This is a genomic window from Oerskovia sp. Root918, assembly GCF_001428945.1.
GTDB classification, from domain to species: domain Bacteria; phylum Actinomycetota; class Actinomycetes; order Actinomycetales; family Cellulomonadaceae; genus Oerskovia; species Oerskovia enterophila.
Genome location: NZ_LMJG01000001.1, coordinates 332843 through 352000, shown reverse-complemented (window position 1 = coordinate 352000; position 19158 = coordinate 332843). Strand labels below are relative to the sequence as shown.

The following is a 19158-nucleotide window of genomic DNA, read 5'->3' as shown; positions in this document are numbered from 1 at the left end:
GGTCAGGACTGCAGCGCGTCGTACTCCGCCTCGGCCGCGACGTCGTCCTCGACGTCGAGGCGCAGGTGCGCGAGCACCATCTGCAGGACGCGCAGCGCGCTCGCGGCACGCTCTCCCCACAGGGACAGGTAGGAGAACTGCCACCACCACAGCGCCTCGAGCTCCTGGCCCGAGTCGTAGTGCTGGAGCCCCTTGGCGAGCGCCTCGGCGATGCACGCGATGTCTCCGGACACGTACGCCTGGCTGACGACGGCACCCAGCACGGGGTCGACGATCTCCGGGTACTCGTCGAGCCCGTCGAGGAGCTGCGCGAGGGCCTCGCGCAACGGGTCGAGGTCGGTCTCGGGTCCCGCGTCGGGCTCGAACCGCTGGTCCGGGACGACGTCCATCATGGCGCCGAGCCGCGCACCGGCGGCCAGCATGTCCGACGTGGCGAGCAGCAGGAGGGGGATCGCGGCCTCGGGAGCGGCACCCGAGGCGACCTCTGCCGTGGTGGTGAGGAACGTGCGGGCCTGCGCGGACACGGAGGCGGCGACCGACCGGAGGTCGGACCCCAGGGCCTCGCTGATCTCAACCACTGACGACTCTCCGTCCCTCGAAGGCCCGCCCCAGCGTGACCTCGTCCGCGTACTCCAAGTCTCCACCCACGGGCAGGCCGGACGCGAGGCGGGTGACCCGCAGCCCCATCGGGGACAGCATGCGTGTCAGGTAGGTGGCCGTGGCCTCGCCCTCGACGTTGGGGTCGGTCGCGAGGATGACCTCCTGCACCTCGCCGTCGGCCAGGCGTGTGAGCAGCTCGCGGATGCGCAGGTCGTCAGGGCCCACGTTGTCCATGGGGTTGATGGCCCCGCCGAGCACGTGGTACTTGCCCCGGAACTCGCGCGTGCGCTCGATCGCGACCACGTCCTTGGGCTCCTCCACGACGCAGATGACCGCGGCCGAGCGTCGGGGGTCGAGGCAGATGCGGCACCGTTCGCCCTCCGCGACGTTGCCGCAGACCTCGCAGAAGCGCACGCGCAGCTTGACCTCGGTCAGCGCGTCGGCGAGCCGGCGCACGTCCGCGGCGTCTGCCGCGAGGAGGTGGAACGCGATGCGTTGGGCACTCTTGGGACCGACCCCGGGGAGTCGGCCGAGCTCGTCGATCAGGTCCTGGACCGCGCCTTCATACACGTCCCCAGCCTACGGGTCGCCGCCCACGGTCGGGTCCGCGCAGGGAGAGTGCCCTGGTCTCGCCTGCGAAGTCCGATCAGTCCTCGTCCGCGACGATCTCCACCTCGAAGCCGTCCTCGTTCTCGAGGTAGGCCGCGTAGTGGTCGGGCCCGCCCGCGTACGGGTGGGCGTCGGCGAACATGAGGCTCCACCCGTGCTCGGCGGCACGGGCCACGAGGTCGTCGACCTCGCTGCGCCGACCACCCGTGAACGCCAGGTGGTTGACCCCGGGGCGCATGCGGTCGTGATCCTTGCCACGGACCGCGGGGCTCGCCTCGAGGACGATGTACGTCGCCCCGCGCAGCCAGCTCTGCCCCGTGGCCCACGTCTGGAACCGCGTGTACCCGAGCTCGTCGAGCAGCCACGCCCACGAGCTCTCCGCGGTGTCGAGGTCCTTGACCCAGAGCTCGACGTGGTGGAGCTCGCCGCGCGGACTCACGGTCAGAGCCCGGTGTCGATGGTCTCGTCGATCACGACGCCGCCCAGGAGCTGCGCCACGAGCGGGGCACCGACCAGGCCCGACGACGCCAGGTCCGGGTCGTCGTCCGAGGGCGAGTCGTCCTCGATCGAGATCGCGACGCGGGCGGAGGACTGCCGCGCCTTCTGCTCGGCGGCCTGGCGTTCGAGCGTCTGGCGGCGGGACTCCCGCACGCCGGGCGGCGGTCCCGCGGGTGCGGGGGTCGGGGCGCTGGGCGCGGCGGGCGCGGCGGGCGCGCGCAGCGTCTGCCGGTTGCCCGACGGCGCAGCTCGCCTCACGTCCGCGGGCGGCGGTTCCGGGCCCTCGTCGAAGTCTGCCGGCGGCTCGGTCATGGAGGCTCCCGCGAGCCAGGCCTCGTCGGCCGCGTTGACGACCGGCGGCTCGTCGTGGCGCGGAGCCGGGGGCGCGACGGGGGCGGCGGGCACGGTGGCCGGAGCTGGGCGTTCCTGGACCGCGACGCTGCTCCGCTGCTCGTGCTGCGGGGCTGCCTCGCCCGTGTGCTGCGGAGCAGCAGGGGCACTCGTGGCTGTCGGCGCTGCGACGATGCCGACGCGATCAGAGGCCGGAGCCGGGGCCGACGACCCCGAGGGCCCGTAGCCGCCGGACCCCGACGCACCCTGTCCGCCGGGGGCCTCGTGCCCGGACACGTCGGCCGGGGCCGACGGCCCTGCGTCGGACGGGTCGTCGTGGCGTGGAGCCGGGGGCGCGGCAGGCGCCGAACCGCTGCGCACCGAACCTCCGCCCTCGTCGAGGCGGGCCTCGACCCGGACCTGGAACCCGAGCGTCTGGTAGACGGCCTCCTGGACCGCGCCCGTGTGCCGGGAGGTGGAGAAGGTCCGCGCGAGGGCGGGCGTCTGGAACGCGAGGTACAGCGTGTCCGAGGTGAGCTCGCCGACCTGCGCGTTGGCGCTCACGAGGGACCACGTGACGCGGCTCGAGCTGAGGGTCTGGAGGACCTCGGGCCAGCGACGGCGCAACGCGTCGGTGCTGAGCGCGTCGCCGTCGTTCGAGGCCGGTCCGGCACCGGCACCGGCACCGGCACCGGCACCGGCCGAAGGTGCCGTGACCTCGGGCTGGGCGGGGGCGTCCACGGCGGGCGAGACGGGCTCGGCGACCGGTGCGGGAGCAGGGGCTGCGCGGGGCACGCCCTGCTCCGTCCCGTCCTCGACGGCATCGAGCGGAGCGGCGGGCCCCGCATCATCTGCGGGCTCGACGACGCCGGAAGCGTCCTCGGCGACCGGGGACACGTCGTCCGCAGGACCCTGCGCAGCGACTCGCACCGACTCCGCCGGCTCCGCGTGGGCGTCGCCGACGGGCACCACGACCGGTCGGTCGTCGGTCGCCGGGGCGACCGCCTCGCTCGCGCCGACGGGTTCCTCGACCTGGGGGGCGGCCTCGGCCGGCACCGCGACCGCAGGAGCGACCGGCGCAGCAGCAGGGACAACGGCCGGCGCCACCACAGCAGGCGCGGCAGGAGCGACCGGCGCAGCAGCAGGCGCCCCAGCCGCCGCGGCCACCTCCCCGCTCTTGCGCGCCTGGAGCGCGGCCCGCGCGGCCGCGGCACCGCTCAACCCGTTGACGGGGGCGACCGGGGTGTCCTCCTCGACCCGCGGGCCTCGCGGCGCTGCGGCGACGAGTCCCTCGGGGCCGCCGGACCGCGGCGCGGACGCGACCGGGGCCAGGCCGGCGGTTCCCAGCCCGCCCCGCTCCAACCGGTCGATGCGTGCTGCGAGCCCTGCTGCGCCGTCGTCCACCCCGGGGAGCAGGAGGCGCGCGCACAGGAGCTCGAGGTGCAGGCGCGGGGACGTGGCGCCGCTCATCTCGGTGAGCGCCGCATTGACCAGGTCCGCCGCACGCGAGAGCTCGGCCGCGCCGAGGTGCTGCGCCTGGGCCTTCATGCGCTCGAGCTGGTCCGACGGGACGTCGCGCAGCACCGCGTCCGCAGCACCGCCCGAGACCGAGATGACGATCAGGTCGCGCAGGCGCTCGAGCAGGTCCTCGACGAAGCGGCGCGGCTCGTGCCCCGTGGTGATGATCTGCTCGACGACCCGGAAGATGCTCGCGCCGTCGCGGGCCGCGAGGGCCTCCACCACGTCGTCGAGCAGCGAGGCGTGCGTGAAGCCCAGGAGGTCCACGGCACGCTCGTAGTCGACGTTCCCGGCCTCCGCGCCCGCGATGAGCTGGTCCATGACGGACAGCGAGTCACGCACCGAGCCGCCGCCCGAGCGGACCACGAGGGGCACGACGCCCGTGCCGATCGTCACGCCCTCCGCGGCGCAGAGCTGCTCGAGGTACGGACCCAGGACGTCCGGCGGGACCAGCCGGAAAGGGTAGTGGTGCGTGCGCGACCGGATGGTCCCGATGACCTTGTCCGGCTCGGTGGTCGCGAAGATGAACTTCACGTGGGGCGGCGGCTCCTCGACCAGCTTGAGGAGCGCGTTGAAGCCCTGCGGCGTGACCATGTGGGCCTCGTCGAGGATGAAGATCTTGTACCGGTCCCGAGCGGGCGCGAAGGTGGCGCGCTCGCGGAGCTCTCGTGCGTCGTCGACACCGTTGTGCGAGGCCGCGTCGATCTCGATGACGTCGAGGCTGCCCGACCCTCCGCGCGCGAGCTCGATGCACGACGAGCACTCCCCGCAGGGGGTGTCGATGGGCGTCTCCTCGGTGTTGCGCGCACAGTTCAGGGTGCGGGCGAGGATGCGCGCCGAGGTCGTCTTGCCGCAGCCACGAGGGCCCGAGAAGAGGTAGGCGTGGTTCACGCGTCCGCTGCGCAGTGCCTGCCGCAGGGGTCCGGTGACGTGGTCCTGCCCGATGACCTCGGCGAAGGTCTCTGGCCGGTAGCGGCGGTACAGGGCGGTGCTCACCCCGGCAACTCTAGACGGCGTGGCTGACAGCCCGCACAGCGGGTCCCCAGGCGTGCTGCCCGGGGCCCGGCCGTCGGCCCGTCGACGGAGAGTCGGCCCGTCGACGGCAGTGCCTCAGCGCCGCAGCACCTTGCGCGCGAGCCAGTTGCCGAAGAACTGCACGACCTGCACGATCACGATGATGACGACGACCGTCACGGCCGTCACGGCCCAGTTGTAGCGCTGGTAGCCGTACCGGATCGCGAAGTCGCCCAGGCCGCCGCCGCCGATGTAGCCGGCCATCGCCGACATGTCGATCACGGCCACGAAGATGAACGTGTAGCCCAGGATGAGCGGCGCGAGAGCCTCGGGGATGAGGACCGTCCGGATGATCCGCCACGGTGAGGCGCCCATGGCGCGCGCGGCCTCGACCACGCCCGGGTCGATGCTCACGAGGTTCTGCTCGACGATGCGCGAGGTCCCGAACGCCGTCATGACGGACAGCGGCAGGATGAACGCCTCGGTGCCGATGGTCGTCCCGACGACCGCGAGCGTCACGGGGTAGATCATCGTCAGGAAGATGATGAACGGGATGGGTCGGACGATGTTGACGAGCACGTTGAGGACGTTGAACACCACGCTGTTCGCCAGCAGGTTGCCCTTGCGCGTGCAGTAGAGCGCGAGCCCCAGGACCAGGCCGCCGATCCCGCCCGCGAGGAGCGCGATCGAGACCATGTAGAGCGTCTCGCCCAGGGAGGACAGCAGGATCGGCCACAGGGTGGACCAGTCGCGGTTCATCGCTCGCCTCCGAACGTGCCGGGCTCGTTGCCGAAGTCACCGGGCTGGGTGCCCTGGGTGCCGGGGCGGCCGACCCCTGAGATCCCGGGGCTGCCCGTCCCGGGCCACCTCTCGCTCTGCCACGCGTCGCGCGGGTCGGGTTCGTCGGCACGGCCCGACGGCGGAGCCCCGGTCACGTCGTCGGCCTCACCCGACTCGTCGCTCGCCCCGGCCACGACGCGCGGGTCGTCGCGCGGGTCCGCGGCGGTCCCGAGGTCCACGACGTCGGTGGTCGCCGCGAGCTCGGTGAGGAAGGCCGCGATCGTGGCGTCGTCCCCCGCGAGCTCGAGCGTGAGCGAGCCGAAGGGCCGCTCCCCGATCTCGGAGATCCCGCCGAACACCACGGAGCCGTCGAGCCCGTGCTCACGCAGGAGCCGCGTCAGGCTCGCGCCCGAGGTCCCGTCCTCGTGGACCCCGACGGTCACGAGGCGCCCGGGGTGCCGGCGACGCAGGCGCTCGAGCGCCTCGGGGCCGGGGCGGTCGCGCAGCGCCGTCCCGACGAACCTCTTGGTCGCGGTGGCCTGCGGCGAGGAGAACACGTCGTAGACCTCGCCGACCTCGACGACCTTGCCGTGCTCCATGACCGCGACCCGGTGGCACGTCGAGCGCACGACGTCCATCTCGTGCGTGATGACCACGATCGTCACGCCGAGCTCGGCGTTGACGCGGCGCAGCAGCGCGAGCACGTCACGCGTCGTCTCGGGGTCCAGGGCGCTCGTCGCCTCGTCCGCGAGCAGGAGCTTGGGCGACGTGGCGAGCGCGCGGGCGATCCCGACGCGCTGCTTCTGCCCACCCGAGAGCTGCGACGGATAGGCCTTGGCCTTGTCGGAGAGCCCCACGAACTCGAGGAGCTCGGCGACGCGGGCCTCGCGCCGGGGCTTGTCCCAGCCCGCGACCTTGAGCGCGTAGGCCACGTTCCCGGCGACGGTCCGTGAGGACAGGAGGTTGAACTGCTGGAAGATCATGCCGATGCTCGCGCGCACGGGACGCAGCTCGCGCTCGGAGAGCGCGCTCACCTCGTCCCCGTCCACGACGACGCTGCCCGACGTGACGGGCTCGAGCGCGTTGATGAGCCGGACGAGCGTGCTCTTGCCCGCGCCCGAGTAGCCGATGACGCCGAAGATCTCACCCGCCTCGATGTCCAGGGTGACGCCGTCGACGGCCGCCACGGCGGACGGACCGGTCCCGAAGACCTTCGTCACGTCGCGGAAACGGACCATCGTGTCCGAGGTGCTGCTCACGGAGGAACCTCTCGTGCGGGGGGTGGGGGCGACCGGGGCTCCTCGTGAGAGCCGTGGGCCGACGGGGTGCGGAGGGGCTGCGGCCTGGTGGCCGTGCGGCCGGCGCGTGCGGACAGCTCTCATCCAACAGGCTCCGGGGCCCGCGGGCGAGAGCAGCGCGTGCATCGCCCGGGGCGGGCGGGAGCACGCCGGTGCCCGACGACGTCAGGTGAGTGACGCCGTCGGGCACCGGTGGCTCACGCCGAGGGCTCAGCCCTGGGCGCGGTAGTTCTCCTCGATCCCCGCGAGGATCTCCTGGAGGTCGGCGGGCGAGTTGTCCTTGATGACCGCGGTGCCGCCCGAGGCCTTCTTCTCTGCGGCGATGACCTCTTCGTTCTGCGAGAGGGCGGCGATCTTCAGGAGCGTCTCGTCGTCCTTGTCCGCGGCACGGGCGACCCACACGTTGATGTAGGGCTCGGAGGCCGACGAGTCGGGGTCGTCCTGGAACAGGGCGTCCTCGGGCTTGAGGCCGGCGTCCTCGAGGAAGTCGTTGTTGATGATCGCGCCGTCGACGGACTGGAGCGAGATCGCGGTCTGCGCGGCGTCGACCGGGGTGACCTTGACCTTGGAGGACGGGAGCACGTCGGCCTCGGTCGACAGCGAGCTGCCGCCGTCCTTGAGCTCGATGAGCTTGGCCTCCTGGAGGACCAGGAGCGCGCGCGCGAGGTTGGTCGCGTCGTTGGGGACCGCGATCTCGCCGCCCGCGGGGATGTCCTCGAGCGCCGTGTGCTTGGACGAGTAGAGCGCGAGCGGGTAGACCGCGGTGGCGCCGATCGGCTGGAGGTCGTCACCGGCCTCGACGTTGTAGCCCGCGAGGAACTGCAGGTGCTGGAACTGGTTGAGGTCGATCTGGTCCTGCGCGAGCGCCGGGTTGGCCTGCTGGTAGTCGCCGAAGTCGACGATCTCGATGTTCAGGCCCTCTTCCTTGGCGACCTTCTCGAACACGGCCCACTTGTCGTCGGCTGCGCCGACCACGCCGATCTTGACGACGTCGTCGGCGCTGCTCGCCGAGGCACCGCTGTCGGTGGGGGTCGTGGCGCACGCTCCGAGCGTGAGGGCTGCGGTGGCCGCGATCGCAGCGAGGGTGAGGTTCTTGCGGAGCATGGTCTGTCCTTCCGGTGACGGGCGCCGGCGGTTGTCGCGGGGCGTCCGTGGGGGCGTCGTGGTGGTGACGGGGTGACGGGTGGAACGTCCTCCTGCCCGACGGCGGGTCACGGGTCGCGAGGACACGTCACCGGTGGTCGGTGGTCAGGAAGGGATGAGCAGGGCGCTCCGGCGCGGGCTCCGGTCGTCTCCGGGCTGCACTCGTGGCGGGTGGTGCGGTGCTGGGGTCAGGTCAGAGCTGACAGCACATTCGACCGGCGCCACGCAGGACGGAGCGACACGACATTCGGCAGCAGGGGGCTGCGCGGTGCGTCGTGAGCTCGGTGCTCGTGGGGCGGGTCATGGCTCCATGATGCGCACGCTCGGCGTCCCAAAACCACTGCATCGGTCGATATTCCAGATGCTGGACGGATTCTCGTCCGCATCCTGGTCCGTCGACGAACGTTTGTACTGTTCTGCGGCTTTTCCACCCATGGGGTGTGGCACAGGCCACACCTGGCCGTCCGGGGCGAGCGCCGACGTCGGGCACGGCTCGATGCCGAGCTCAGGAACGGGCCGCGGCTCTGTCCGGACATGCAAGGACCCCCCGTGCACCCACCAGAGCCCACCTGCCCTTGCTGCCTTCCGGCCCTGGGGGAGTTCAGTGAGATAGTGCCGCACGAGGGGTCTGGACCCAGCCTAGCCCAGGACGGGCGGTCGTCAGAAACCGGCCCCTGCACATCCCTCCTCGCCGCCTGCCCTGAGGCCCCAGAACGGCACCAGCCCGGGGGCCAGCGGCCCGATTCGGTCGCTGGGCGTCCGTCCGGTATTCTCGACACGCTGCCTGACGCCCCGCGTGGGTCGACGCTGCAGCACGGAGGATTCGCCTAGTGGCCTATGGCGCACGCTTGGAAAGCGTGTTGGGTTAAAAGCCCTCGGGGGTTCGAATCCCCCATCCTCCGCAGAACGAAGGGCCCGCAGCGTGCGCTGCGGGCCCTTCGTCGTGCACGGACTCCGGTGGACGGGGCGCGGGAAGCCAGGCCCTAGAGTCACCCCATGACCGTGGAGCGGACCCTGGCACGGGTCGAGGAGGACCTGCGCGTCGGCGACGTCACGATGGCGCGCACGAGGCTGAGCAGCCTGGTCCGGAGCCTGCCGCACCGGCTCGACGCGCGGGAACGCCTCGCCGACGTCTGCCGCCTGGACGGCGACCTCGTCGAGGCCGGACGGTGGTCGTACCTGAGCGAGCATCGCGACGAGGGCGAGGTGGCCGCGTTCGAGCGCGCCTGTGGCAATGACCCGGTCCGGATCATGCGCGCGCTGCGCTGGCGCTCCTCCGAGGAGGCCGCCACCACCGAGGTGGCACGGCTGCGGCTCCTCGACGTCCGTGGCCGCGCCGAGGCCCAGGCCGGCAGGACGCTCGACTGGTCGGATCGCGGTCGCGAGGCGGGTGACCCCTGGTGGCGGGACCTCTTCGCCGTCGGCTGCCTGGTCATGGGCGTCGCCCTCGTCGCTCTCGTGATCATCGGCGCGGTGACGGTCGTCGGCTGGATCGTCTAGGAGTCGTCGCAGCTTCGCCCCGGACCCACGGGGTGCGGGCGAGTCGTCAGCCCTCGTCGCCGAGGCTGTCGAGCAGCCGCTCCGCCATCCCGATCAGCTCGTCACGGGCCACACCGTCACCGATGAGCCGCACCGTCCCGGCAGGAGGCGCCTCGATCGACACGACCGACCGTTCCTCCCCCTCCGGGTCGGACACCACGGTCACGGCCAGGTCGACCGAGAGCTCGGGGACCGGCTCGGGGGCCCAGTCGTCGCCGAGGTACTCGACGTCGACCCCCTCGGGGACCGCGTAGACGTACAGACCGGGACCCTGCTCCTCGGGCTGCCCCTGGACGTAGATCGAGCTCGTGGACCCCGAGAGGTCGATGTCGACGGTCTCGACGTAGCGGAAGCCCGCGGGCAGGATCGCCTCGTCGATCTCCGATGCCGCGGTCAGCAGCAACGCCCCCTCGGTCGTGGCGCTGTCGAACGTCGGAGCGGGACCCGCGGCCGGAGCCGCCGGGGTCTCGTCCGCGGTGGCGACGGGCGAAGCGGACGAGGCGCATCCCGCGAGCGCCGCGACGACGAAGCCGAGGGCAAGGGGCAGCAGGGCGGTTCGAGTCGGGTGGGAGCGCACCCTCGGATGGTGCCACGATGCTGCGGCACTGGACAAAACCCTCAGAGCGAGGTCACGACGGACCTCGTCCCGTCAGGGTCGGTTCACTCCGGGTCCCGGGGAAGGACGATCCACAGCACGATGTACAGGAGGATCTGCGGTCCCGGCAGGATGCAGGACGCGACCGCGAGCACGCGGACCAGCGTCGGGCTGATGTCGAAGCGGCGGGCGAGGCCCGCGCAGACGCCGGCGATCACGGCGCCGCGGCGCGGTCTGGCGAGGATGTGGCTCATGTTTCGACGGTACGCCGGGCCTCGTCGCGCGCACATCGGGGACTCCCCTGGTCTGTCCCTGATACCGGTCCGTCCCTCAGAAGGGTGGCCGTCATCCCCGAGGCGGACCCCCTGGCCTCCTCGACCTTGACGACTCCTTGACGCCTGTCCCTCTTGCGCCGGGCTGAACAGGTGTTTAGCGTGTTGAACATGCGTTCAGCATCGTCCCGCACCCGGGCCGAGGACGCGGCAGAGCCCGCGGCCGACCCCTCGGACCTCACGGCTCGCGCTCGCATCCGCGACGCGGCCCTGGCCCGCTTCGCGAGCGAGGGCTTCCGCGTCCCGCTGCGCACGCTCGCCGCCGACGCCGGGGTCAGCGCGGGCCTCGTCATCCATCACTTCGGATCGAAGGACGGCCTGCGGCGAGCGTGCGACGAGCACGTCCTCGTCCTGATCCGGGAGAACAAGCGCAACGTCCTGGGCGACGAGACGGGCGCCCGAGGCAGCCCCATGGACGTCCTCGCACAGCTCTCGTCGGTCGAGGAGTACGGCCCGGTCCTCGGCTACGTGCTGCGCAGCCTCCAGGAGGGCGGCGACCTCGCCCGCTCGTTCGTCGAGAGCATGGTCGAGGACGCCGCCGCGTACATCGCCGACGGCGTCGCCGCCGGCACCATCAGGCCCTCGCTCGACGAGACCGCGCGTGCGCAGTACCTCGTCACGCAGTCGCTCGGCACGATCCTCCTCGACCTCACGCTCCACCCGCCGACGGACCCCACCGACACGGGCGCGATCGTCCGTGGCTACGTCGACCGCGTGGGGCTGCCGTCGATCGAGCTCTTCACCCACGGCTTCCTGACCGACCGCACGCTCCTCGACGCGTACCTCCGGTACGCCGAGCCGCCGCCCGGTGAGCCCGCCCCCTCGGCACCGGCCCCGTAACCCCCTCCGACCTGTGCGGACCGCCGCCCGCTCGCCGAGGCGAGCTGCGCCGTCGGGCACGGACGTCCCCCGCCCGACGGTGGCCCGGACCCGCCTCTCCCCTCCCCAGCCCACGCCTCCCCGACGAGGAACCATGACCACGACCGCACGGACGACCCCCGCCCCCGCCACGACCCGCGGACCGGCCGTCGAGATCCACGACCTGCACAAGTCCTTCGGCACGACCCGGGCCCTCGACGGCCTGGACCTGACCGTCCGCGCCGGAGAGGTCGCAGGCTTCCTGGGACCCAACGGTGCCGGGAAGTCCACCACCATCCGGGTCCTGCTGGGCCTCCTGCGCCCCGACTCGGGCACCGCGACCCTGCTGGGCGGCGACCCGTTCCGCGACGCCGTGTCCCTCCACCGGCGTCTCGCCTACGTCCCGGGTGACGTCACGCTGTGGCCCCAGCTCTCGGGCGGCGAGACGATCGACCTGCTGCTGCGCCTGCGCGGCGCGGGCGTCGACGAGCGCCGCAAGGCCCGCATGCTCGAGAGGTTCGAGCTCGACCCGACCAAGAAGACCGGGACCTACTCCAAGGGCAACCGGCAGAAGGTCGCGCTGGTCGCGGCGCTGAGCGCCGACGCCGAGCTGCTCGTGCTCGACGAGCCGACGTCGGGCCTCGACCCGATCATGGAGTCCGTCTTCCAGGACTGCGTGCGCGAGGCGACCGCGCGCGGCACGTCGGTCCTGCTGTCGAGCCACATCCTGGCCGAGGTCGAGGCGCTGTGCGACACCGTGACGATCATCCGAGGCGGCCGGGCCGTGCAGTCCGGGACCCTGCGCGAGCTGCGGCACCTCACGCGCTCCAAGGTCGTCGTGACCGTGGGTCCGGGGGCACCCTCGACCGCCGCGCTCGCTGCGCTCGAGGGCGTGCACGACCTGACCGTCGACGGGTCGCACCTGACCTTCCACGTCGACGACGACGCACTCCCCCACGTCACGCGCGCCCTGGCGGACCTCGAGCCGCACGGCCTGACGATCGAGCCCCCCTCGCTCGAGGAGCTGTTCCTGCGGCAGTACGGCGACGAGCTCGCCCTGCTCGAGGGTGAGGACGGGCGATGACCGCGCTCGCGGCGCCGTCGACCACCCCAGCCCCGGCGCGCGCCTCCGCCCCGCCCCTGTCTCTGCACCGCGCGCTCGCCGGAACTTGGTCGCTCCTGCGGCTCGCGCTGCGGCGCGACCGGGTCGTCCTGCCCGTGTACGTCGTCGTCGTGCTGCTCATGGTCGCGGTCACGTACTCGTCGGTCGCGACCGTCTACGGGACGCAGGCCGAGCGCGACGAGCTCGCCGCGAGCATGGGCACCAACAGTGCGTTCCTGGCACTGCTGGGCCCGCTCGAGCACACCGGGTCGGTCGCCTCGACCACGGCGTGGCGCGTGGGGCTCTTCATGATCCTCGTCCTGGGCGTGCTCGCGGTGCTCACCGTGGTGCGCCACACGCGCAAGGAGGAGGAGACCGGGCGGCTCGAGCTCGTGCGCGCAGCCCGGGTGGGATCGCTCGCGCCGCTCGCGACGGGCGTCCTCGTCGCGGCCGGGATGTCGGTGCTCACGGGCGCGCTCATGGCCGCGATGTTCGTGGCCCAAGGAGCCGACAGCGCCTCGTCCGTCGCGTTCGGCCTCCAGTTCGCGGCGCTCGGCCTGGCAGGGACGGGGATCGGGGCCGTCTGCGCGCAGGTCGCCACGTCGTCGCGGACCGCCAACACGATCGGCGTGCTGCTGCTCGTCGCGGGGTACGCGCTGCGCGGCGTCGCCGACATCGAGCCGTCCGCCGACTGGCTGCACTGGGTCTCGCCCGTCGGCTGGGTCCAGGAGATCGACCCGTTCGGGGCGAACGCCGTGGGGCCCGCGCTGCTGTGCCTCGCGCTGTTCGTCGTGTGCGTCGCGGTCGCGGCGCGCACGTCGCTCGGTCGCGACCTCGGGGCGGGGCTCGTGCAGCCGCGCCCGGGGCCCGCCGGGTCGGCCTCGTTGACGAGCCCCCTCGCGATCGCGCGCCGGCTCCAGCTCCCGGGCGTCGCGTCGTGGGCGCTGGGCGTGGGCGCCTACTGCCTGCTGGTCGGGTTCCTCCTGGACTCGGTCGACGACATCGCCGGGTCGTCGCCGCAGATGCAGCAGATCATCGAGCAGCTCGGCGGGGCAGGCGCGCTCGCGCAGGTCTTCCAGGTCGCGATCATGGGGTTCGTCGGGATCGCGGCCGCGGCGTTCGCGGTGACGTCGGTCTCACGGCTGCACGCCGAGGAGACGTCCGGGCGAGCCGAGCTGGTGCTCGCGACCGGGGTCTCGCGGACCCGCTACCTGTCGGCCTCGGTCGTCATGACGGTCGCGGGGGTGGTCGCGGTCCCGCTGTGGTCGGGGCTCATGATGGGCCTGGGGCACGCGCTGGTGTCGAGCGGGTGGGGCAGCGCGTTCGCGGACGCCGTCGGGGCCGGGCTCGTGCAGGTCCCGGCCGCGCTCGTCGTCGCGGGCCTCGTGCTGGTCCTCTACGGGTGGTGGCCGCGGCTCGTCGCACTGGGCTGGGGCGTGGTGACGCTCGTGCTCGTCGTCGGGCAGCTGGGCGAGCTCCTCGGCCTGCCGCAGTGGGTCCGCGACCTGTCGCCCTTCACGCACGTGCCCCAGGTCCCCCTCGACCCGTTCGCCCTCGGCCCGGTGCTCGCACTGACGGCAGTGGCCGCGGCGCTCTTCGCGGTCGCCTACGTCGGGTTCGGGCGTCGGGACGTGAGCGGTGCGTGAGCCCGACGTGAGACCCGGCCCCTGCCCGGGCCGGATGTGCGGGGCCTGTGGAGTTGTGGGGCACCGCGGGACATCCAGCGCCGGGCGCTCGGCCCCCGCCCTAGACTGGCCCGCATGATCTTCAAGGCCGTCGGCGAGGGGCGCCCGTACCCCGATCACGGGTTGGTGACGCCCAAGGACTGGTCGAGCGTCCCACCCCGGCAGGTGCGGCTCGACGAGCTCGTCACGACCAAGGGCACCTTGAACCTGGAGACGCTCCTCTCGGAGGACTCGACGTTCTACGGAGACCTCTTCGCGCACGTCGTCGAGTACCAGGGTGTCCTCTACCTCGAGGACGGGCTCCACCGTGCTGTCCGGGCGGCTCTGCAGCAACGCGCGATCCTGCACGCCCGTGTGCTCATGCTCAACGCCCCTGCGGTCGGGTAGGTTGCTGGCGTGACCACGCAGCCCGGCCCCGACACCTCCCGTACCGTCCGACGACGGCGCATGCACGAACGCCAGGCCGTGATCTTCGGGTTGCTCGTCGCCTTCCTGGTCATCATCGGCATCGGCGCGCTGGCCGTGTACACGGGCGCGGTCGACGCCCCCTTCAACAAGGGCTTCACCACCATCCAGGTCGACGACGAGCTCGCCGACGTCAAGTCCCCCTGCCTGCCCGAGGGCACGCTGCCCGTCCCGTACACCGACGTCCAGGTCCGCGTCTTCAACGGCACCGGGAAGGGCGGACTCGGCGCGGCCAACAAGGAGATCCTCGCCAACCGCGGCTTCACGGTCGTCCTGCTGGGAGACCTCGAGAACCCGGACGGCACCAACACGACGCAGAACGTGACGCAGATCTCGTACGGCCTGGCCGGGGTGGCGCAGGCGTACACGCTCGCGGCCCACTACCCGTCCCCGGTGCTCGTCCTCGACGACCGGGCAGACACCACGGTCGACGTGGTGCTCGGCAAGAACTTCGACAACCTCGTCGACGAGGAGCTCGTCGGTCTCGACGGTGCCGTCCCGCTCGAGAGCCGCAAGGACTGCGCCGCGGTCGAGACCCTCACGCCGCGGGCCACCTACGTCCCGCCTGTGCCCGCCGCCGACGTGCCCGCGGAAGAGGTCCCTGCCGAAGAGGTTCCCGCCGAGGACGCCCCCGCCGAAGGCTGACGCCGGGCGCCACGCGTCCATGCCGGGGAGTGCGTTGGCCCCGTGCAGGGTTCGGCGCTACTGTCTGGCCCGGTCTTTGATTCGTCCCTGCTCCTGAACGGTCGCTGCAACGATGGCCTCGCTCCCCCTCCGTCCCGCTCGCGTCACCGACCCTGCCGAGGTCGAGCGCCTGTACGACATCTGCCTGCGGACAGGGGCCGACGGTGGTGACGCGACCGCGAGGTACCGCGACCCCCGTCTGCTCGGCGAGGTCTACCTCGGTGCGTACCTGGCGCTCGAGCCGGACCTGGCGTTCGTGGTCGACGACGGCACGGGAGCGGTCGGCTACGTGATCGGCACCGCGGACACCCGGGAGTTCGAGGCACGCTGCGAGCGTGAGTGGTGGCCGGAGCTGCGCGAGCGCTACCCCCTGGACTCGTTCCCTGCGGGCTCGGAGGACCACGGGCTCGTCGCGCAGATCCACTCACGCGGACCCGCGGAGCAGGACGTGGTGGACCTGTACCCGGCCCACCTCCACGTGGACCTGCTCCCGCAGGCCCAGGGCGGGGGGAACGGCCGCCGGCTCCTCGAGACCCTCTTCGACGCGCTGCGTGAGCGCGGTGTCCCGGGCGTGCACCTGGGCGTCTCGGAGACCAACGCGTCGGCGATCGGGTTCTACGAGCACCTGGGCTTCGAGCGCCTGGCTGTGCCGCAGGGCTACGTGCTGGGGCTGAAGCTCTAGCCCCTCGCACGCTCCGACCCGTGGGGCACCGAGATCTCCTGCCGCTGGGCACCGAACCCGCGGCCCGTCGAGCACCTCCCCCCACCCGCCACGCACGAGATGCGGCCAACGGGGGTCAGGACTTCTCCCAGACCCCCGTTGGCCGCATCTCGCGGGCGGCGGGGTACCCGCGTGCGCACCGGGTCGACCGCGAACGCCGGCGCCCAGGGACCCGGCGGCCAGGGATCCGGCTGGCCGTCAACGGCGGTCGGTCGACGGCCAGCGACCCGGCGCACCCGCCGCCGCCGGCCGCCAACGGCAGGCCGTCAGCGGTCCGCCATCTCCTCGCCACCCGGCACCGACGCCGGGCTCGCGGGCTCCTGCGACGTCCCGCGCCACCGGGAGATGTTGCGCATCACGTGGTAGATCACGAGCGCCGACGCCGTGCCGAGCGCGATGCCCTCGAACGTCACGTCCCCGATGACCCAGGTGAAGTTCGCGATGCCGACGACGAGCGGCACGGCCGCGGTCGTGAGGTTGACCGGGTCGGAGAAGTCGACCTTGTTCTGCACCCAGATGCGCGCCCCCAGGATGCCGATCATGCCGTAGAGCATGGTCGTCGCCCCGCCCAGGACCCCCGCAGGGATCGTCGCGATGAGCGCCCCGAACTTCGGGGACATGCTCAGGACCAGCGCCGTCACGCCCGCGACCCAGTAGGCCGCGGTCGAGTAGACGCGCGTCGCGGCCATGACCCCGATGTTCTCCGCGTACGTCGTGGTGCCGGACCCGCCGCCGATGCCCGCGAACGTCGTGGCGAGACCGTCGGCGAAGAGCGCACGGCCCGTGAGGTCGTCGAGGTTCTTGCCCGTCATGGCCGCGACCGACTTCACGTGGCCCACGTTCTCCGCGACGAGCACCAGGACGACCGGGACGAACAGGCCCAGGACGGCGACGTCGAACGTCGGGGTCACGAACTCGGGCAGGCCCAGCCACGAGGCGTCCGACACCGGGGCGAAGTCGACCTCGCCGCGGATCGTCGCGACGACATAGCCGATGATCACGCCCAGCAGGATCGCCAGGCGACCGATGATGCCCTTGAAGAGCACCGTGATGAGGATGATCGAGGCGAGGGTGACGAACGCCGTCACGGGGAACACCTTGAAGTTGTTCCACGCGGCGGGCGCCAGGTTGAGGCCGATGAGCGCGACGATCGTGCCGGTCACGATGGGCGGCATGGTCACGTCGATCCACCGGGGCCCGGCGAAGTGCACCACGACGCCGATGAGCGCGAGCACCAGGCCCGTGACCAGGATCCCGCCGACCGCGACGGACTGTCCCCCGGAGGCGCTCGCCGCGGTGATGGGTGCGATGAACGCGAAGCTCGACCCGAGGTAGCTGGGGAGCCGGTTGCGCGTGATCAGCAGGAACCCGATGGTCCCGATCGCCGAGAAGAACAGCGTCGTCGCGGGCGAGAAGCCCGTCAGGAGCGGGACCAGGAACGTCGCGCCGAACATCGCGACGACGTGCTGCATGCCGATCCCGATCGTGCGAGGCCAGCTCAGGCGCTCGTCGGTGCTGACCACGGCGCCGGGTTCGACGCGCTTCCCGTCTCCGTGGATCTTCCAGCCGAGTGCTGCCATGAGGGGGCTCCGATCGTGAAGTTTTGGTGAAGTGCCGAAGGGAAGGGTACTGCCCGGTACGCCCGCTCCGTGACCGACCGGTACGCCGTGGACAGCCCCGTCCCACAGCCCTCTCGCACGCGCGCACCACCGGCCGCCCCCGGACGCCCGACGGCGGAGCGCACCTTCTCCACGAAGGTGCGCTCCGCCGTCGGGCCGGAGTGGGCGCTCAGCTCAGCTGCGGCCTGACCTCGCGCGCGACGAGCTCCAGGTGGTCGAGGTCCGGGAGGTCCAGGACCTGCAGGTAGAAGCGGGTCGCCCCGTCCTCGCTCATGGCCGCGAGCTTGTCCGCCGCCTCGGCCACGGTGCCCGCGATGCCGTTCGTCCGCAGCTCCTCGGGGTCACGACCGATCGCCGCGGCGCGACGACGGAACTCCGCCTCGTCCTTGCCCACGCACACCACGAAGGCCGCGGAGTAGATCAGGTCGTCGGGGTCGCGGCCCGCGTCCTGGCAGACCACGCGGACGTTCTCGATGCGGTCGCCCAGCACGCCCGGGTCGGGGAACGCGACGTTGAACTCGGTCGCGTAGCGCGCCGCGAGCGCCGGGGTGCGGCGCGGGCCGTGCCCACCGATGATCACCGGGATGCGGCTCTGCACGGGCTTGGGCAGCGCCGGCGAGTCCGTGAGCGTGTAGTGCTCGCCCGCGAAGCTGAACTTCTCCCCCACGGGGGTCTCCCACAAGCCTGTGACGACCGCGAGCTGCTCCTCGAGGATCCCGAACCGCTTGGCCGGGAACGGGATGCCGTACGCGGTGTGCTCCTGCGGGAACCAGCCCGCCCCCAGGCCCAGCTCGATGCGACCGCCCGACATCTGGTCGACCTGCGCGACCTGGATCGCGAGCACCCCGGGGTGCCGGAAGGTCGCCGAGGTCACGAGGGTCCCGAGGCGGATGCGGCTGGTCTCGCGCGCCAGCCCCGCGAGCGTGGTCCACGCGTCGGTCGGGCCCGGGAGCCCGTCGCCGTCGCCCATGACGAGGTAGTGGTCGGAACGGAAGAACGCGTCGAAGTCGAGCTCCTCCGAGGCGCGTGCGACCGCGAGGATGTCGTCGTAGGTGGCGCCCTGCTGAGGCTCGGTGAAGATGCGGAGGTCGATCGTCATGTCCTCCACCTTGCCACGTCGCCGGGGGTGCCGAGAGCGGGCCCGGGGCCCGCGGCGCCTCAGCCGACCTGCGCGGCGACCACGGTCACCGAGCGCCCCGGCGGCGCGACGACCACGAGGTCGCCGTCGTCGGTCAGCGAGAGGCGGAAGCCGCCGAGCTCGCGCGAGGCGTCTGCCCCCGGTGCGCCCGCCGCGTGGGGCGCGTCGGATGCACGGCCGGCCTCCGACGCGTCGTGCTCGTCGGTCGAGGCCTGCACCTCCGACACCGCCCCGCCGGCCGGGGCCGCGAGGTCGAGGTACTCCATGAGGTCGCGCGACGCCTCGACGAGCTTGACGGGCCAGCTCTCGCCCGGCTCCCAGGCCGCCCCGACGCGCAGGCGCCGCCCCACGAGACCGGCGAGCGCGGGCTCGTCGGCGGTCTCGAAGCGGACGTGCCCGCCCTCGTCGACCTGGAGCCCCGTGACGCGCTGGACGTCGACGATCTCGTTGCTCGCCGCGGCGACCAGGACGTCGGCGGCGTCCAGGAGCTCCTGCGCGTCGTCGGAGTCCGCGAAGGCCTCGGGGGTGTCGACCTCGGGCACGGGCCAGTCCCCGCGGACCACCGCGAGCTGCTCGTCGCGCGACCCGGTGCGCGGGTAGCGGTGCGAGACGTTGACGACGACGGCCATG

Annotated in this window: 19 protein-coding genes, 1 tRNA gene and 1 other RNA gene; 8 read left to right on the top strand and 13 right to left on the bottom strand. The window is 72.5% G+C overall.

Features of this window, described 5'->3' with window-relative positions:
• Positions 1-2: 2 nt before the first annotated feature.
• The 8 genes from ASE27_RS01545 to ffs all read right to left on the bottom strand — a co-directional run bounded on the left by ASE27_RS01545 (position 3) and on the right by ffs (position 8422).
• On the bottom strand, positions 3-578 hold the full coding sequence (locus ASE27_RS01545; protein ID WP_056645053.1) for a DUF5063 domain-containing protein: 576 nt from the start codon (positions 576-578) through the stop codon (positions 3-5).
• A complete protein-coding gene (gene recR, locus ASE27_RS01540) occupies positions 571-1170 on the bottom strand; it encodes a recombination mediator RecR (protein ID WP_056645051.1) in 600 nt (199 codons plus the stop codon). The genes ASE27_RS01545 and recR overlap by 8 nt, the downstream gene beginning before the upstream one ends.
• 76 nt (positions 1171-1246) lie before the next feature.
• A complete protein-coding gene (locus ASE27_RS01535; RefSeq protein ID WP_231907873.1) occupies positions 1247-1648 on the bottom strand; it encodes a VOC family protein in 402 nt (133 codons plus the stop codon).
• A gap of 2 nt (positions 1649-1650) precedes the next feature.
• Entirely contained in the window at positions 1651-4551 is a 2901-nt protein-coding gene (locus ASE27_RS01530; RefSeq protein ID WP_056645048.1) for a DNA polymerase III subunit gamma and tau, read from the bottom strand.
• A gap of 114 nt (positions 4552-4665) precedes the next feature.
• Positions 4666-5328, bottom strand: coding sequence for a methionine ABC transporter permease (locus ASE27_RS01525; protein WP_056645046.1), 663 nt, complete (start codon positions 5326-5328; stop codon positions 4666-4668).
• Positions 5325-6608 (bottom strand): methionine ABC transporter ATP-binding protein, encoded by a 1284-nt coding sequence (locus ASE27_RS01520; protein ID WP_369818972.1) that lies wholly within the window; start codon positions 6606-6608, stop codon positions 5325-5327. The genes ASE27_RS01525 and ASE27_RS01520 overlap by 4 nt, the downstream gene beginning before the upstream one ends.
• Before the next feature lie 249 nt (positions 6609-6857).
• Positions 6858-7751 carry a MetQ/NlpA family ABC transporter substrate-binding protein gene (locus ASE27_RS01515; RefSeq protein ID WP_056645045.1) on the bottom strand — a complete coding sequence of 298 codons (894 nt, stop codon included), beginning with the start codon at positions 7749-7751 and terminating at the stop codon, positions 6858-6860.
• A 574-nt stretch (positions 7752-8325) separates the two neighbouring features.
• An RNA gene (ffs, locus tag ASE27_RS19610) (signal recognition particle sRNA small type) lies at positions 8326-8422 on the bottom strand.
• Positions 8423-8606: 184 nt separating this feature from the next.
• Between ffs and ASE27_RS01510 the strand changes: the two genes are divergently transcribed.
• Positions 8607-8692 (top strand) — tRNA-Ser (locus ASE27_RS01510).
• Positions 8693-8786: 94 nt separating this feature from the next.
• Positions 8787-9290 (top strand): DUF6584 family protein, encoded by a 504-nt coding sequence (locus tag ASE27_RS01505; protein ID WP_056645043.1) that lies wholly within the window; start codon positions 8787-8789, stop codon positions 9288-9290.
• A gap of 46 nt (positions 9291-9336) precedes the next feature.
• On the opposite strand, the gene ASE27_RS01500 is transcribed toward ASE27_RS01505, so the two are convergent.
• Positions 9337-9906 carry a hypothetical protein gene (locus ASE27_RS01500; RefSeq protein WP_056645041.1) on the bottom strand — a complete coding sequence of 190 codons (570 nt, stop codon included), beginning with the start codon at positions 9904-9906 and terminating at the stop codon, positions 9337-9339.
• 83 nt (positions 9907-9989) lie between these two features.
• Positions 9990-10178, bottom strand: a complete 189-nt coding sequence (locus ASE27_RS01495) for a PspC domain-containing protein (RefSeq protein WP_056645039.1) — start codon at positions 10176-10178, stop codon at positions 9990-9992.
• A 189-nt stretch (positions 10179-10367) separates the two neighbouring features.
• Between ASE27_RS01495 and ASE27_RS01490 the strand changes: the two genes are divergently transcribed.
• The 6 genes from ASE27_RS01490 to ASE27_RS01465 all read left to right on the top strand — a co-directional run bounded on the left by ASE27_RS01490 (position 10368) and on the right by ASE27_RS01465 (position 15732).
• The gene (locus ASE27_RS01490) at positions 10368-11096 is read left to right on the top strand and encodes a TetR/AcrR family transcriptional regulator (RefSeq protein ID WP_056645037.1); all 729 of its coding nucleotides are present in this window, start codon (positions 10368-10370) and stop codon (positions 11094-11096) included.
• A gap of 133 nt (positions 11097-11229) precedes the next feature.
• Positions 11230-12198, top strand: a complete 969-nt coding sequence (locus ASE27_RS01485; protein WP_056645035.1) for an ABC transporter ATP-binding protein — start codon at positions 11230-11232, stop codon at positions 12196-12198.
• Positions 12195-13862 (top strand): ABC transporter permease, encoded by a 1668-nt coding sequence (locus ASE27_RS01480; RefSeq protein ID WP_056645032.1) that lies wholly within the window; start codon positions 12195-12197, stop codon positions 13860-13862. The genes ASE27_RS01485 and ASE27_RS01480 overlap by 4 nt, the downstream gene beginning before the upstream one ends.
• Before the next feature lie 114 nt (positions 13863-13976).
• Entirely contained in the window at positions 13977-14288 is a 312-nt protein-coding gene (locus ASE27_RS01475) for a type II toxin-antitoxin system VapB family antitoxin (RefSeq protein ID WP_056645031.1), read from the top strand.
• Between the two features lie 9 nt (positions 14289-14297).
• Complete coding sequence (locus ASE27_RS01470) at positions 14298-15011, top strand: LytR C-terminal domain-containing protein (RefSeq protein ID WP_157257335.1); 714 nt, start codon at positions 14298-14300, stop codon at positions 15009-15011.
• Between the two features lie 112 nt (positions 15012-15123).
• Entirely contained in the window at positions 15124-15732 is a 609-nt protein-coding gene (locus tag ASE27_RS01465; protein ID WP_056645025.1) for an N-acetyltransferase, read from the top strand.
• A 305-nt stretch (positions 15733-16037) separates the two neighbouring features.
• On the opposite strand, the gene ASE27_RS01460 is transcribed toward ASE27_RS01465, so the two are convergent.
• The 3 genes from ASE27_RS01460 to ASE27_RS01450 all read right to left on the bottom strand — a co-directional run bounded on the left by ASE27_RS01460 (position 16038) and on the right by ASE27_RS01450 (position 19157).
• On the bottom strand, positions 16038-17351 hold the full coding sequence (locus tag ASE27_RS01460) for a uracil-xanthine permease family protein (protein ID WP_056645021.1): 1314 nt from the start codon (positions 17349-17351) through the stop codon (positions 16038-16040).
• Between the two features lie 208 nt (positions 17352-17559).
• Positions 17560-18483 carry an LLM class F420-dependent oxidoreductase gene (locus tag ASE27_RS01455; protein ID WP_200955882.1) on the bottom strand — a complete coding sequence of 308 codons (924 nt, stop codon included), beginning with the start codon at positions 18481-18483 and terminating at the stop codon, positions 17560-17562.
• Positions 18484-18548: 65 nt separating this feature from the next.
• Positions 18549-19157: a hypothetical protein gene (locus tag ASE27_RS01450; RefSeq protein WP_056645015.1), complete on the bottom strand. Its 609-nt coding sequence runs from the start codon at positions 19155-19157 to the stop codon at positions 18549-18551.
• Between the last annotated feature and the right edge of the window lies 1 nt (position 19158).